This window comes from Methylobacterium sp. CM6246 (genome assembly GCF_054818005.1).
The window spans coordinates 5,379,714-5,392,990 of sequence record NZ_JBTXKY010000001.1 but is presented as its reverse complement, the minus strand read 5'-3'; the positions used below and the strand labels follow the sequence as shown (position 1 = coordinate 5,392,990).

The window sequence follows — 13,277 nt, the reverse complement described above, 5'->3', positions numbered from 1 at the left end:
TGATCCTCGGGATGATGGGCGACGAAAAATTACGACGTCCAGCGGAACAGCCAGGTCTCGCTGGCCCGCTCCTGGCCGCGCCGGAGTCCGAGACGCAATTCGCTCGCCCGCTCGCTGCCGGGATCGAGCTCGAACAGCACCCGCAGGGTCCGGCGCTCGGGATAGGAGAACCGGTCCTGCCGGGTGATCGTCCCGGCGGAGGCGCTGAGCGCCACCTCGATCTCCTCGGGCCGGGTCAGCCCGTCACCCTCGAAATCGACCGCGAACAGGCGCCGGTTGCCGGTGCTGCCGTGGCCGCACCGGCTATCCTTCACCCGGGCGAGTTCGGGGGGTAGCGGATCGGGCCATCCCCTGGACCAGTGCTGGCGGCAGAGGAAGCGCATCTCGCCGCCCTTGGCGAGCTTTGCCTTCGGGCGCCAGTAGGCGAACACGTTCTCGTTGAGCTCGGAATCGCTCGGGATTTCGAGAAGCGTCACGGCCCCCTCGCTCCAATCGTCCTGCGGCTCGATCCACAGGGACGGGCGCCGATCCCAGCGCCGGCGGTCGTCCTCGAAGTCGTCGTACGAGCGGGCGCGCTGCATCAGGCCGAAACCCTTCGGCCCCCGGTCCAGGAAGGCCGAGACCTGCAGCGCCTCGGGATTGTGCACCGGGCGCCAGATCGGCTCGCCGTAGCCGTTGCGGATCGCCAGCCCCTCCACCGAGAAGGCGGCGGCGCGCAGGTCGTCGACCTTCTGCCGGTCGAGCGGCCCGAACAGGTAGCTGCCCTGCATGCCGCCGAGGCCGATATGGTCGAGCTCGGCCCGGGCGAACATGGTGCCGTCGATCCCGGCCACGGAGGCCTCGCGGCCCGGCGTCAACGTGAGCTTGAACGCGGCGGCGGCCGATTCCGACTCGACCAGCGCGTGGACGACGATCGGCCGCCCGGGCTCTGGTACCTCGATGAACAGGGCGCGGAACAGCGGGAATTCCTCGCCGCGGGAATCGGCCGGTCGCAGGGCGAGCGCCCGGGCGTTGATGCCGAAATCCTGGCCCTCGGCCACCAAGCGGAAGAACGAGGCGCCCTGGAACAGCGCGAAGTTCGACAACTCGGTCCCGTCGCCGAAGCGGGCGCGCAGGCGGAACCCCGAGAAGGCGGTGTCGGCGTTCAGCTCCGGCAGGGCGATGTGGGCGGCGATCAGGCTGTCCCTGTCGTAGGCGATCGGCTGCACCAGCCCGTTCTCGACGACGAAGAGGGACACCGGCGTGTCGAAGATCGACCCGCGCAGCAGCGGCTCGATCTCGTAGCCGAAGTCCCGGCCGGCCCAGACCGCGCGGCCGGGCACCGGGTGGATCGCCTCGTAGGCGTCCCGGGACAACCCCTTCAGCACCGCCGGCACGTCGTCGGTCTTCGGCGCCGCGTAGGGCGCGGAGGCCCGGGCCCGGGCGATGTCGGCGAGGGTCCCGGCCTCGAACGGCGCGCCGGCGCCCGGCAGGGTCGTCGCCGGGTTGGCGCCGGCCGGCTCGGCCGCGCGCGCGATCGCCGGCAGGGATCCCGCGGCGATACCCACGGCTCCGGCCAACAGGGCACGGCGGGTGGGGGCGGCGGCGAATCCGTCGGCGGTGGTCATGCGGGCCTGCATCTCAGGTGTCGGAACGGTGCCTGTATACCGGGAGGCCGGCTGAACCCAGGGTTAAGCCGCGACCCCGACGGAACGGGCGCGAGTCCGTTGACTTAGAGCAAGCCGGCTCTCTAATTCTTGGGACTGAATCGCACGGGGGAGGAAGCATGGGATCGTTGCGGGTCACAGGCCACGGCGTGGATCTCGGAGAGAGTCTGCGCGGCCGTGTCGATGAGCGGATGTCCGCGACTTTGACGAAGTATCTCGACTCGCACATGAGCGATTCCTGCACCGGCCACGTCACGCTCCGGCGCGACGGAACGGCCTACCGCACGGATTGCGTCCTGCACCTCGTGTCGGGGCTGACCATCGAGGCGGTCGGCGTCGCCCACGACGCGCGGTCGAGCTTCGAGCAGACCGCCGACAAGCTCGAGACGCGCCTGCGCCGCTACAAGCATCGGTTGAAGCAGCACGCCACCGGCCCCAACGATCCCGCGGCGATCGAGGCCGCCTACGCGGTGTTCGCCCCGCCGGACGAGGTGGACGAGGACGAGCCGGAGGACGGCGATGCCCACCCGCCGATCGTGGCCGAGAGCACCAAGACCCTGCAGCGTCGGACCATCGGCGAGGCGGTGACCGCGCTCGACATGACGGGATCCCCAGTGGTTGTGTTCGTCCACGCTGGCACCGGACGCGTCAACGTCGTATACCGGCGCAGCGATGGTGCGATCGGCTGGGTGGACCCGCCGGGCGCCGTCGACTGACGCGTGTGGACCGGGAGGAACGGAGCCGGAACCGGCCCGTTCTCCGGCCCATTGATAGTCAGGGGCGTCATCCGATACGCCTCTGCGACGAGGCCCGTTCCGACGTGGATGGGTGACGGGGCAACGGTCGATCGATGCCAATTCTGGAATTCCTCGACCCCGAATCGGTCGTGCAGTCGCTGCGCGCGCGGGCCAAGAAGCAGGTGCTTCAGGAGCTCGCGGCGCAAGCCGTGCGCCGGCTGCCGGCGCTCGACGAGCGACCTGTGTTCGATACGCTGCTCCAGCGCGAGCGCCTCGGCTCGACCGGAATCGGCGACGGCGTGGCGATACCGCATGGCAAGCTGCCGGGGCTCGACCGGTTGTTCGGCCTGTTCGCCCGGTTCGACCGCCCGGTGGATTTCGAGGCCCTGGACGGACAGCCGGTGGACATCGCGTTCCTGCTGCTCGCCCCCGAAGGCGCGGGTGCCGATCACCTGAAGGCGCTGGCCCAGGTCGCCCGGGTTCTTCGCGAGCCCGGCATGCTCAACCATATCCGCGCCGCCCGCGATGCCAGCGCGCTCTATGCTTTGCTCACCCGCTCGACGGCGCCGCAGGCCGCCTGATGCCGATGTTCCGTGTCGCCGCGATCCTGGTGATCCTCGGGGTGCTGCCCAGCGTCGCGCAGGCGCAGGGTGAAGCCACCTGCGGCCGGGATGTCTTGGTGGCCCAGTCGATGCAGCGTCAGGCCCTGGAGCAACTCGAACAGGCGGATGGCGACGATGCCAAGAACTGCCGCATCTGGCGCCGCCACGTCGACACGATGCGCCGGGTCGCGAGCGTTTACGGACGCTGCCTCTCGGGTTCCGAGCGTGCCCGGAGCCTCGCCCAGGTGCAAGGCTCGGACCGAGAGTTCTCGGCGGCGATCAAAGCGCGCTGCGGCGCGCATTGAGGTCTGGCCTCGCGATTAAGCGCCCGGTTTATCGTCGCCGCTTCTACTCTCGCTCGACCATCGACCCTGTCAGTCCGGGTCCGCGCAGCGGAGCCACGGATCCTTGGTCACAATAAATCCAGGTCTTGCCCTGTCGGCGGCTCCCGATTCGGGGGCTCGCCTGCGGGGCCGCGCTAGGACACGGCCGGCTCGGTAGATCGGACGACGGATCGTCATCCGAAAATCTCAATCGAGTCCGCGCATCATCAGCGGCTCGGCCACCATCTTCACCGGTTTGCCGCGGCCGATCAGGATCGCCGCCCGGGAGCGCTCCGGATCGTCCTCGAAGCGGGTGCGGACCCAGCTCGCCAGGAACTTCACGTATTCGGAGGCGAGGAGCCTGGCCGTGGGCGGGCTCCGCCACCAGCGGTCGGCATCAAGACCCTCGGTTACGACCGGATGCGGCAGGACGCGGTCGCTGTCCTGTAGCGCGTGGTCGAGCTCGATGAGTGTGCGCGGCATGTGGTAGTTCGAGGTCACTACCGCGACGGTGTTGAAGCGGTGCGCCCGCATCCAGCGACGGGTCTCAATAGCATTGCCGATGGTGTTGCGGGCCCTGTAGTCGAGATCGACGCAGCAGGCGATCAGGGCGCGCTGGGTCGGGTTCAGCCGGGTGATCTCGTCGCGGCTGGTGCGCTCGTTGACGCCGGTGATGAGAAGGCGTCGCCCGTAGCCGCCGGCCAGCAAATCGATTGCGTCGCCGATCCGCTGCGCCCCACCGGTTAACGCAACGATCCCGTCGGCCCGATCGGCCGGGCTCCGCTCGTGCCGGGCCAGCGTGCTGACGAAGACCAGGAAGCCGACGAAGAGGGCCAGGCTGCCGGCGCAGGCGGCAAGTCCGCAAACCCAGACGGTCAGCCGGTGCCGGGGATGCGACCGCTCCGGTGCGGGACCGCGGCGCGGGAGAACCCGCTCGTTCCAGGCCCAGCCGAGGGCGTCGGTCGGGTAGGGGGCCGGTGCGCGTTGCATCCGCGTGGTCATCCTCCGGAGGATCGGCGCCGAATGCGGCGGCCCGGAGGCGGCCCGATCGACCCCATCCACACCGCCGCGATAACCTTTCCCAACCCTTAACGGTTTGCCACGACCCCCTGTTTCCCCTGCATGGCCATGTTGTTACGCGGTCAGGACAGGAAGCGCCGGACGGTGATCCGCGAGACGATCCCCGTGACCAGCGAGGCAATCACGCCAATCAGGATCACGCTGGCATAACCGCGCAGCCCGACCTGGACGGCGCCGAATAGGGCTTCGACCTCCTGTCCGGCCGGGCCGGACCGGGCCGCCCGGGCCAGCAGTCCGGCGATCGCGAAGGCCAGGATCGCCAGGCCGGCACCGATCGCACCCCCGCGTAGACCCAGCCCGAAGAACCGGCGCTGGAACGCGCGGGCGATGTAGTCGTCGTCGGCGCCGACGAAGTGAAGCACCTCCACCACCTCGCGGTTGCCCGCCATGGCACCCCGCGTCGCGAAGGTGACGGCTAGACCGGTGGCGACCAGCACCAGCACCACCATCCCGATGCCTATGCCCACGAACGCGTTGGCCGCCGTCGAGAGCCGTTGGAGCCAGAGCGCGTGGTCGTCGAGGCTCGCCACCCCGGGCAGCGCCTCGGTCAGACGGGTACGCAAGCGCTTCAGGTCCGCGCTCCGGTTGTCGGCGAGCTTGAGTGCGATCAGGCGCGGGACAGGCAGGTCCGACAGATCGAGCCCGCTGCCGAGCCAGGGTTCCAGAAGCCGCTCGGCCTCCGCCTTGGAGAACACCCGCGCTTCGGCAATCCCGGGTTCGGACTTGGCGATGGTCTCGGCCCGGGCGACGTCGGCGTCGACTTCCCGGCCGGGGCCGGGCCGTACCTGGATCGTGACTTCCTGGGCGACGTCGCCCTGCCATTGCCCGGCATTGGTGGCGACGATTTCGGCGGCGCCCGCACAGAGGCCCGCCAGGAAGGTCAGGATCGCGATGACGGCCGCAAGCGACCGCCCGGCCGCGGTGTCGGTGGGGACCAGGGCGGCGTTGCGGCGCAGGCCCGTGGGCAGGACCGGATCCGCCGGGCCGGACGCGGAAGCTGGTTTGGGCCGGGCCGTCGCGGGGGCGCTCATTCCTCGATCCGCAGCCCGCCTTCGCCCAGCACCATGCGGCGGGCGTCGACGGCGTCCATGATGCCGAAATCGTGGGTCGCGATGATCACCGAGGTCCCGAGCTTGTTCAATTCAAGGAACAGTCGCAGCAGGCGGCGCCCCAGCCCGGGATCGACGTTGCCGGTGGGTTCGTCCGCGAGCAGCAGGTCCGGCCGGGCGATCAGTGCCCGGGCGATGGCCGCGCGTTGCTTCTCCCCGCCCGACAGGAGGGGCGGCAGGGCGTGCATGCGCTCTCCGAGGCCGACCCAGCGCAGCAACTCCACCACCTCGGCGCGGTAGCTGGTCTCCGACCGGCCCTGGACGCGGAGCGGCAGCGCTACGTTCTCGTAGGTGGTGAGGTGATCGAGCAGGCGGAAATCCTGGAACACAACCCCCATACGCCGCCGCAGTCCGGTAAGCGCCTTCGCGGAGATGCCGCTGACCTCCTCGCCGAAGATCGAGACGAGGCCGCGGGTCGGGCGCACCGACAGCAGGATCAGGCGCAGCAGCGTCGTCTTGCCGGCGCCCGACGGCCCGGTGAGGAACTGGAACGAACGCGGCGCGATCCGGAAACTCACGTCCGACAGCACCTCCGGCCCGAGGCCGTAGCGCATGCCGACGTTCTCGAACTGCACCACCGGCCGCTCCGCGCCGGGCAGCAGGCTCTTCATGCTCGCCTGTACGTTCAAAGCCGTGCCGGGTTTCGCCGATCCAAGGTGCCGAAATCGCCGGATGGGCGGGCGTTTTCAAGGCCGGTCAGCTTTCACTGACGCTTAACCCTCTTCGGCCACGCTTTCTCAACTGATTTTGCCGTCCGGCTCCAACCTGGACGATCGGACGGGGGATGCGATCCCGAACGGTACCTGCCCGCCGGACCGGAGGCGAGCGCCCTGAGCGAATGGCCCGCGTATGCTGATCGTCTGCCCGAGCTGCGCCAGCGAATACCGGCTCGATGCCGGCAAGGTCGGCATGGAGGGCCGCTCGGTCCGCTGCGCCGCCTGCCGCGAAACCTGGTTCATCACCCCCGCCGACGTACTGGCCGGTCACGAGGCCGAGTTGGCCGAGCGGGCTGAGGCGGAGCCCGATCCGGTCGCCGACGCAGCCTGGCAAGAAGCCTCCGCCACGGTCCGGGCGGCCACCGACGTGCCTGAGCCACCACGAGCCCGCCGGCGCGCATCGCCGCGAGCCGACCGCGCCAAGGGCTGGCGCAGCGTTCAGGGCCTGTCGCCATCCCTCGCCGTCGGGCTGACCTTGCTGGCGGCCGTGCCTCTGATCTGCCTTGCCCGTGCCAGCGTGGTCCGGGCGGTCCCGCAGGCCGCCGCCCTGTTCGCCCGGGTCGGCTTGCCGGTGAACCTCCGCGGCATCGAGATCCGGGATGTCGTGGCCTTCAGGAATCCGGCCGAGGATGGCCGTCCGGCGGAACTTGTGATCGAGGGTGACCTCGTCGGAGTCGCCCGGACCGACGTACCGGTGGCGGCGCTGAGCGCCGAGATCCGCGACGCCGCCGGACGCGTGATCCGATCCTTCCCGGTCGCGCCGCCGCGGGCCGTGCTCGGGATGGCCGAGACCGGGCGGTTCCGCGGCACCCTGACGAGCCCGCCCGCATCGGGCCGGGCCGTGGTCCTGCGCTTCGCCGATGCCGAGACCGCACGCGATGACGCCCAAACTCCGCCCGGCGGCCACTGAAGCGAATCGAAGCCGGCTCCGGTCGGCCGGAAGTGGGATCGATCGACATCGCGCGTCGGGATGCCGGCGTGGAATTCTCTATGCGGCAATTGACCTGCGGTCTCGGCAGGACGGCAGGTCAAATCCATCCGCATGGCTTTCTCGGTCGTCAGCCGGGATCGATCCGCACATCGCACAGCCTGCGGCGGCGCTAGATCGATCTCCGATGCCGCGTCGACGGACAGGATCGGGCGGCGGCCAGGGACCACTGTTCTTGATCTCGTCGTCCGGGCGACGCGCACGAGGGATGCCATGTGATGAGATTTGGGCGGCAACGGTGACCTGTAACGGTCGGCGATTTTCGGAAATCGTCGAGGGTTTTGCGTCTACTTTTAACTGACGCGACAAGGAGTTTCAGGTCCGGAAAGGGTTTCCTTCCGCCGTGATCTGCGGCGCAGTGACGATTTTGCTCGCCTATTGCCTCTTGAGAACGGATCTGAAACTCTAGGTCAGCAGACGCACGGCGAGCGATCGCCAATACTCGAATTTAAGGTTGTGGGGCGGGTCCGCCGTGGTTGCCAAGAAAACCGTCCCGATCTTCTTTGGAACGACGGATGCCGTCGAGCCGAAACAGGCGTTCGACTATTGGCGCAGCACCGTCATGGCTGGCACCGACCTGGAGCGACTCGACCCGGAGGTCCCGTTCGCGGCCTCGCGCATGATCGCGGCATCCCGGCACGGATCGATCTTCCGGACGATCAGCCAACCCTTCAGCCTGGAGCGCAAGCCGCACCACGTCCGCAGCGACGGTCGGGACGAGATGGGCATCATGCTGGTCATTCGCGGCCGCGGCTACATCGAACAAGGCAACAACGGCGCGCTGCTGAATGCCGGCGACATCACCTTCCAGACCTGGGGACGGCCGGGCGGCGGCGGGAGTCTGTCCGACTACGAGGAAATCCGTCTCGCCGTGCCGCGCGCGACCTTCTTGGCGCATATCGGCAACGTCGACGACTTCGCAGCGAGGAAGTTCGCCGCCGGCCCGCTGAACGAACTCTTCGCGGCCTATCTGCGCGCGTTCGCGGGGTCGGTGGAAGCGATGTCGGATGCGGAGACCGGGATCGCGGTCGAAGGTGCGCTCCACCTGCTCCGGGGTGTCATCAACGGCCAGAATGCCCGGGCGGACAACGAATTGTCGGCGAACGCCCTCCGGTCCCTGGCGCTGGCGCGGATCGAACACCGCCTGCATGATCCGACGTTCGGCCCGGATGCTCTGGCGGCCGACCTTCGCATCTCCCGCAGCCGCCTCTACGCGGCCTTCTCAGGGGGGGAGGGGATCGCAGCGACAATCCGCGACGCGCGGCTCGACCGGGCCCACGACCGGATCATCCTGATGCGCAGGGCCGGGGTCCGGGTCTCGTCGATCATGGCGACCTGCGGCTTCACCGACCCGGCCGCCTTCAGCCGCGCCTTTCGACAACGCTTCGGCTTCTCGCCGCGGGACCTCCTGGCCCAGACTGTCGTCTGACCGGGTCCGGGCCGCCGTGACGCTGACCGCGAGGGTGCGGGCGAGCACCGTGGCGGGCAACGGCCCGGCTCATAACCGAAGCGTGGCTTGAGGTGGCACGACGTGCCGCCTCCTGCGTCGGCGGGGCTGATAGCGGACCGCCGCGTAGGCTTGCCGCCGGGCGCGCGTCACGCGGCTGGCTTTGGACGGGTTCGGGCGTTGCGAGGCGAGGGCACCGTGAGTGTCGAGGCGAAGGTCCCCATCTTCTTTCAGACGACGGATGCCGTCGGGCCGAGGCATGCGTTCGCGTACTGGCGGGACGCGGTGCTCAGTGCCGCGACCATCACGCCGTTCGATCCGGACGTTCCCTTCTCGGCCAGCCGCATGGTCGCGCCCTCCGCGCGGGGGACGCTGCTGCGCACCGTCAGCGCACCGGTGGGCGTGGATCGCACCGCGCGTCATATCGGCCGCGACGGACACGACGACATCGCAATCATGCTGGTAGCGGGCGGGCGGGGCTTCATCGAGCAGGGCAGCAACGACGCGCTCCTGGGCGCCGGCGACGTGGCCTTCCACGCCACGGGCAAGCCCGGCACTGCCGGCAGCAGCATCGGCTACGATGAGATCCGCCTCTCGGTGCCCCGCGCCATCTTTGCGGCGCAGATCGGAAACCCGCAGGATCTCATCGGCACGAAGCTGAGCGCCACGCCGCTGCGCGGGCTGCTGAGCGCGCATCTCGACGCCTTCGCGACTTCGGTCTCCGCCATGTCGGAAGCCCAGGCCGATATCGCGATCGACGGCGCCCTCCACATCCTCCGCGGCATCGTCCAAGGCCGGCGGCCGACGGAGGACAGGGAATTGTCCGTCGACGCGGTACGCTCCCTGCCCTCGCCCACATCCAGCGCTGCATGCACGAGCCAGGGTTCGGCCCGCTGCCGCTGGCCGCATCCCTGCAGATTTCCCGAAGCCGCCTCTACGCCGCCTTTTCGGGCGGGGAGGGGATCGCGGCGACGATCCGCGACGCGCGGCTGGACCGCGCCCATGACCGCATCGTCATGATGCGGTCGGCGGGCGCCCGGATCGCATCGATCATGGCGAGTTGCGGCTTCACCGACGCGGCTGCGTTCAGCCGGGCCTTCCGGCAGCGCTTCGGTCTGTCGCCCCGGGATCTCCTCGCCCAAGGGAACGGATGATCAGATCCGCGTAGCGCGCGGATCAGCGGCTGGCCGCCCAGGCGCCGCCGCCTCGCCGGCAACCGATCGCACCCGGTGTGCGAGGCGCTGCGCCAGGCGGATCCCGACGATGCCGACCCGCGCGAGCCGGATCTGGCCCGGCAGCTGACGGGGACCGATCGGCCGATACGCCAGACGCGGGCTGGCGCGCTCGGCCTCCGCGATGGCCTGACCGAGGGGGAGCGCAGCGATCCGGCCGGCCTCCGCCGGGTCGATTCCGATGGCCTGCGCCCAAGCGAGACTCCTCCGCAGGCTGCCGGTGCCGTGCAAACGCCGGAACCGCCGCCGCCAGAGATGACGCCGCACCACCCGCGAAAAAATCTCCATCCGGGCGTCACAGAGCGCGTCCGGCTCCTCGCAGCGGGAGCGGATCGTGTCGGCTACGCCCCCGGGAGCCCGGCCGGTGAGCCGCGCCGAGATCGTCACGCAGACATCGGTGGCGTGCCGGACCCGCAGGCCGTGTTCGATCAGCCGGGCGATGAACGCGCCGTCCTCGCCGAGCGGGATCTCCGGCATGCCCCCGACCGCACGGTAGGCCGTCCGGGTCACCGCCAGGGTCGCGCCGATCGCGGTCCGGTGGCAGGGCCACGGGTCGTTCGGGTCCGGATCGATCCGCGCTTCGGCCTCGGTGATCAGGGCATCGTAGATGTCCTCGAGGTGCCCGCGGGCAGGGAGGGACGGCGGCAGGAGCGCGGCTTCCGCCGCGTCGAGTTCGACCCGGCCGGCGACCGCGTCGGCGCCGGCCTCGATGGCGGCGCGATTGCGGACGACCCAGTTCGGCGGAACGCGGCTATCCGCATCGGTTGACAGGATTATCCCCATATTCCCCGCATCCCCGAGCCAGGCGGCGGCGAGATCCATTGCCTTGCGCCGCGCCCAGCCGGCATGCGCGCCGGAGAACTCCTCGCTCGCGACCCGCACCGGGATCGATAGGGCCGGCGCCAGCCGTGCGACGAGGGCGTCGGTGCCGTCGGTGCAGTTGTTCAGGAACAGGACGAGCCCGAGGCTTCCTGGGGCGAGCCCGACCTGCGCGTCGATGGCCTGGAGACAGGCCTCGATCCGCTCGACCTCGTTGCGCACCGGGATCGCGATGATCGCGGTGGGCGTAGCATCGGCTGGCTTGGTGGTGCGCGTCACCGGGTCGGTCTCCGTCTGCGCCCGCACGGACGGGACCGGACGCGGGCCGCCCGGCTATGCCCGACGCTGCCTGAACGAAACCGGAAGGGGCAGCTCTGGCGGGATCGATCCGTCAGAGCGTCTTTTCCAGCAGGCCCTCGATCCACTCCGGCTGGGTCTCGCCCACCGAGCGGCCCATCTCGGTCTCGCCCTTGTAGGCGATCAGCGTGCTCTGCATCCGCACATTGAGACGCCGCAGCAGGTCCCTCTGACTGTCGAAATCGATATCGAAGATCTGGAGATCCTTGAAGCGCGGCTCCGAGGCGAGCTTGGCCAGGATCGGTTTCTGCGTCTTGCAGATCGGGCACCAGGGGGCGCTGACTTCGATCAGGATCGGCTTGCCGCTCTTCTGCGCCGCCTCGAACGACGCGGCTGAGAACGGCATCGCCTCACCGGCAAGAGCCGGCGACAGGCTAGCCGCGAGGGCGAGACAGGCGAGCGCAAGCGCGGCGCGTCGGCTCTTCATGATGCATTTCCTCCGGCGCCAGGGCCTTGATGGTCTTTCGGCGTCCTCCCCGGTGTCGTTACACGATGGGGTCCGGAACGCGGCGCCGAAGGTGGGATCCGGCGCCGCCGCCCCGTCACATCATCGAGAGGCGTCGCCGAGCCGGTCCTGTTCGATCAGATCCGCGATGTCCTGCACGTCCACGGCGTCCATCGGCCGCCGGATCCGCAATGCCCGCGTGGGGGCACCGGCCCGCATCACAAGCACGATGGTCTCCATGTCCGGGCAGCCGGGATCTGCGCAGGCGATCTCGTTCACCGCAAGCGCGTCGGCCTCGCTCATGCCGAGCGCAACGATCAGCTCCTGCTTCAGACGCGCCGCGATCCCGGCACGCTCCGCCGAGCGCGTGCGCCACGCTTTCAGACTCACGAAAGCCATGCCGAATGGTTTTCCCTGTGGCGAAGGCGGCGGTGCTATGCCCGTCGTTTAGAGGGTGCGACGCGATTCGACCGATGTCGATCCGATCGTGTTGCGCCTTTTAGGACGGGTCAAGCAGTCGACCCCCGTTCGTGACCGAAACAAACGTCGTGCTCGACCGTAATGCCTGCGCGCGCGCAGAGGACATGAAAACTTGCGACCCTGGCGAGACGGACCGGGTGACCGGCGAAGCTATCACCACGGGAACCTCAAGGAGGCCCTGATCGAGGCCGCGCGCCGGTTCATCGCCGAGCGCGGGATCGGCGGATTCGCGTTGGTCGATGCCGCTCGCCTGGTCGGGGTGACGCCGGCCGCCCTCTATCGGCACTTCCGCGGCCGCGATGCGCTGCTCGAAGAGCTGGCCGGGCGCGGCTTCGCGGAACTCGCGGCCCGCCTGGCACGGGCGCTGACCTCCCGGGGTACGCCCCTCGAGCGCTTCACCCGGATGGGCGAAGCCTACCTCGCCTTCGCCGAAGAGGAGCCGGCTTATTACGCGGCGATCTTCGAGACCCGCGGCACCGTCGCCGAGCCGTCCGACACGGAGGCGGGTGCGCCTGGACGCCCGTCCCCGTTCGACCTGCTGGTCGAGGCGCTGCAGGCGACCTTCGCGGATGGGTTCGGGGGCGTCGCGCCCCGGTTCATCGCCCTCGAGGTCTGGGCGCTGGCACACGGCATCGCGACCCTGTCGGCTGCCGGGCATCTGCCGCGGGGGCCGGGCTTTCCGGACAAGTACGAGCTTCTGCGCGCCGGCGTGCTGGCGCTGGTCCATGGTGTTGCGCAGCCGGGTGAACGCGCCCGGTCTTGAAAGCGTGCCCCGGCACCCGCATGTTAACTCCGTTCACATGAGCAGCGGAGCCAAGCCGTGACCACGCAATCCTCTTCCCCCTGGGCGACCGGCAAGCTCTGCCGCTCCGGCCCATTCCCCCGCCGGTCTCTCGAAATCGGCGCGATCGTCGTCGGGTTCATCTATTGGTGGCCGGTCGGCCTCGCCCTCGTTGCCTGGAAGATCGCCGGCTACCCGGCCTTCTCGGAACTGCGCGACGCCGCACGCCGGGGTGTCGCCGGTTTTGAGGGCAGCGGGCGCTCGGCCTCGCGCTTCGCCCGGGCCTTCGAGGCCGCCAACCGCGGCGGCACCGGCAATGCGGCGTTCGACGCTTACCGCCGGGCCGAGCTCGATCGGCTCGAAGCGCAGCGGAAGGCTCTGGAAGACGAGAGCCGCGCCTTCACCGACTTCGTCGAGGAGCTGAAGCGGGCCAAGGATCGCGAGCAGTTCGACGCCTTCATGGCCAAGCGCCGCGGCGAGGGCGGCCAGGACCGCTCCTACACCGCCTGAAGACA

General features: G+C 69.6%; 16 protein-coding genes. 9 read left to right on the top strand and 7 right to left on the bottom strand.

The window, feature by feature from the left end:
• Positions 1-29: 29 nt before the first annotated feature.
• Complete coding sequence (locus tag ACYQPG_RS26015) at positions 30-1,607, bottom strand: glucan biosynthesis protein (protein ID WP_419830595.1); 1,578 nt, start codon at positions 1,605-1,607, stop codon at positions 30-32.
• Between the two features lie 158 nt (positions 1,608-1,765).
• Here ACYQPG_RS26015 and ACYQPG_RS26010 point away from each other — a divergent pair, with 158 nt between their 5' ends.
• The 3 genes from ACYQPG_RS26010 (at position 1,766) to ACYQPG_RS26000 (ending at position 3,290) form a co-directional block, all read left to right on the top strand.
• Positions 1,766-2,362, top strand: coding sequence for a ribosome hibernation promotion factor (locus ACYQPG_RS26010; protein ID WP_147853104.1), 597 nt, complete (start codon positions 1,766-1,768; stop codon positions 2,360-2,362).
• 134 nt (positions 2,363-2,496) lie between these two features.
• Positions 2,497-2,964, top strand: a complete 468-nt coding sequence (gene ptsN / locus ACYQPG_RS26005; protein WP_147906825.1) for a PTS IIA-like nitrogen regulatory protein PtsN — start codon at positions 2,497-2,499, stop codon at positions 2,962-2,964.
• The gene (locus ACYQPG_RS26000) at positions 2,964-3,290 is read left to right on the top strand and encodes a hypothetical protein (RefSeq protein ID WP_147906826.1); all 327 of its coding nucleotides are present in this window, start codon (positions 2,964-2,966) and stop codon (positions 3,288-3,290) included. The genes ptsN and ACYQPG_RS26000 overlap by 1 nt, the downstream gene beginning before the upstream one ends.
• A 225-nt stretch (positions 3,291-3,515) precedes the next feature.
• Here the strand turns inward: ACYQPG_RS26000 and ACYQPG_RS25995 are convergent, their stop codons facing one another.
• The 3 genes from ACYQPG_RS25995 to ftsE form a co-directional block, all read right to left on the bottom strand.
• Positions 3,516-4,298: a YdcF family protein gene (locus ACYQPG_RS25995; RefSeq protein ID WP_419830594.1), complete on the bottom strand. Its 783-nt coding sequence runs from the start codon at positions 4,296-4,298 to the stop codon at positions 3,516-3,518.
• 152 nt (positions 4,299-4,450) lie between these two features.
• A complete protein-coding gene (locus ACYQPG_RS25990) occupies positions 4,451-5,419 on the bottom strand; it encodes a cell division protein FtsX (protein WP_147906828.1) in 969 nt (322 codons plus the stop codon).
• Complete coding sequence (gene ftsE / locus ACYQPG_RS25985) at positions 5,416-6,108, bottom strand: cell division ATP-binding protein FtsE (RefSeq protein ID WP_147906829.1); 693 nt, start codon at positions 6,106-6,108, stop codon at positions 5,416-5,418. Before ftsE ends, ACYQPG_RS25990 begins: the two co-directional genes overlap by 4 nt.
• 238 nt (positions 6,109-6,346) lie before the next feature.
• Between ftsE and ACYQPG_RS25980 the strand changes: the two genes are divergently transcribed.
• The 4 genes from ACYQPG_RS25980 (at position 6,347) to ACYQPG_RS25965 (ending at position 9,802) form a co-directional block, all read left to right on the top strand.
• Positions 6,347-7,123, top strand: coding sequence for a zinc-ribbon domain-containing protein (locus ACYQPG_RS25980; protein ID WP_461232006.1), 777 nt, complete (start codon positions 6,347-6,349; stop codon positions 7,121-7,123).
• 550 nt (positions 7,124-7,673) lie between these two features.
• On the top strand, positions 7,674-8,630 hold the full coding sequence (locus ACYQPG_RS25975) for a helix-turn-helix domain-containing protein (protein WP_147906831.1): 957 nt from the start codon (positions 7,674-7,676) through the stop codon (positions 8,628-8,630).
• 216 nt (positions 8,631-8,846) lie between these two features.
• Positions 8,847-9,668, top strand: a complete 822-nt coding sequence (locus ACYQPG_RS25970; protein WP_461232542.1) for a hypothetical protein — start codon at positions 8,847-8,849, stop codon at positions 9,666-9,668.
• Positions 9,560-9,802 carry a helix-turn-helix domain-containing protein gene (locus ACYQPG_RS25965; protein ID WP_419831088.1) on the top strand — a complete coding sequence of 81 codons (243 nt, stop codon included), beginning with the start codon at positions 9,560-9,562 and terminating at the stop codon, positions 9,800-9,802. The genes ACYQPG_RS25970 and ACYQPG_RS25965 overlap by 109 nt, the downstream gene beginning before the upstream one ends.
• Here the strand turns inward: ACYQPG_RS25965 and ACYQPG_RS25960 are convergent, their stop codons facing one another.
• The 3 genes from ACYQPG_RS25960 to ACYQPG_RS25950 form a co-directional block, all read right to left on the bottom strand.
• On the bottom strand, positions 9,803-10,978 hold the full coding sequence (locus ACYQPG_RS25960; protein ID WP_419830591.1) for a glycosyltransferase family 2 protein: 1,176 nt from the start codon (positions 10,976-10,978) through the stop codon (positions 9,803-9,805). It abuts the gene before it with no gap.
• 112 nt (positions 10,979-11,090) lie between these two features.
• The gene (locus ACYQPG_RS25955) at positions 11,091-11,483 is read right to left on the bottom strand and encodes a thioredoxin family protein (RefSeq protein ID WP_461232005.1); all 393 of its coding nucleotides are present in this window, start codon (positions 11,481-11,483) and stop codon (positions 11,091-11,093) included.
• A 120-nt stretch (positions 11,484-11,603) separates the two neighbouring features.
• Positions 11,604-11,900 carry a hypothetical protein gene (locus ACYQPG_RS25950; RefSeq protein ID WP_419830590.1) on the bottom strand — a complete coding sequence of 99 codons (297 nt, stop codon included), beginning with the start codon at positions 11,898-11,900 and terminating at the stop codon, positions 11,604-11,606.
• 193 nt (positions 11,901-12,093) lie between these two features.
• On the opposite strand from ACYQPG_RS25950, the gene ACYQPG_RS25945 reads away from it, so the two are divergent.
• Both ACYQPG_RS25945 and ACYQPG_RS25940 read left to right on the top strand, forming a co-directional pair.
• Complete coding sequence (locus tag ACYQPG_RS25945) at positions 12,094-12,744, top strand: TetR/AcrR family transcriptional regulator (RefSeq protein WP_147906836.1); 651 nt, start codon at positions 12,094-12,096, stop codon at positions 12,742-12,744.
• Positions 12,745-12,801: 57 nt separating this feature from the next.
• A complete protein-coding gene (locus ACYQPG_RS25940) occupies positions 12,802-13,272 on the top strand; it encodes a DUF2852 domain-containing protein (protein WP_147937571.1) in 471 nt (156 codons plus the stop codon).
• The last annotated feature ends 5 nt before the right edge of the window (positions 13,273-13,277 follow it).

Coding starts and splice junctions, on each gene's coding strand:
- ACYQPG_RS26015 (WP_419830595.1), bottom strand. CDS start 1,607: ATGACCACCGCCGACGGATTCGCCGCCGCCCCCACCCGCCGTGCCCTG.
- ACYQPG_RS26010 (WP_147853104.1), top strand. CDS start 1,766: ATGGGATCGTTGCGGGTCACAGGCCACGGCGTGGATCTCGGAGAGAGT.
- ptsN (WP_147906825.1), top strand. CDS start 2,497: ATGCCAATTCTGGAATTCCTCGACCCCGAATCGGTCGTGCAGTCGCTG.
- ACYQPG_RS26000 (WP_147906826.1), top strand. CDS start 2,964: ATGCCGATGTTCCGTGTCGCCGCGATCCTGGTGATCCTCGGGGTGCTG.
- ACYQPG_RS25995 (WP_419830594.1), bottom strand. CDS start 4,298: ATGCAACGCGCACCGGCCCCCTACCCGACCGACGCCCTCGGCTGGGCC.
- ACYQPG_RS25990 (WP_147906828.1), bottom strand. CDS start 5,419: ATGAGCGCCCCCGCGACGGCCCGGCCCAAACCAGCTTCCGCGTCCGGC.
- ftsE (WP_147906829.1), bottom strand. CDS start 6,108: ATGAAGAGCCTGCTGCCCGGCGCGGAGCGGCCGGTGGTGCAGTTCGAG.
- ACYQPG_RS25980 (WP_461232006.1), top strand. CDS start 6,347: ATGCTGATCGTCTGCCCGAGCTGCGCCAGCGAATACCGGCTCGATGCC.
- ACYQPG_RS25955 (WP_461232005.1), bottom strand. CDS start 11,483: ATGAAGAGCCGACGCGCCGCGCTTGCGCTCGCCTGTCTCGCCCTCGCG.
- ACYQPG_RS25950 (WP_419830590.1), bottom strand. CDS start 11,900: ATGGCTTTCGTGAGTCTGAAAGCGTGGCGCACGCGCTCGGCGGAGCGT.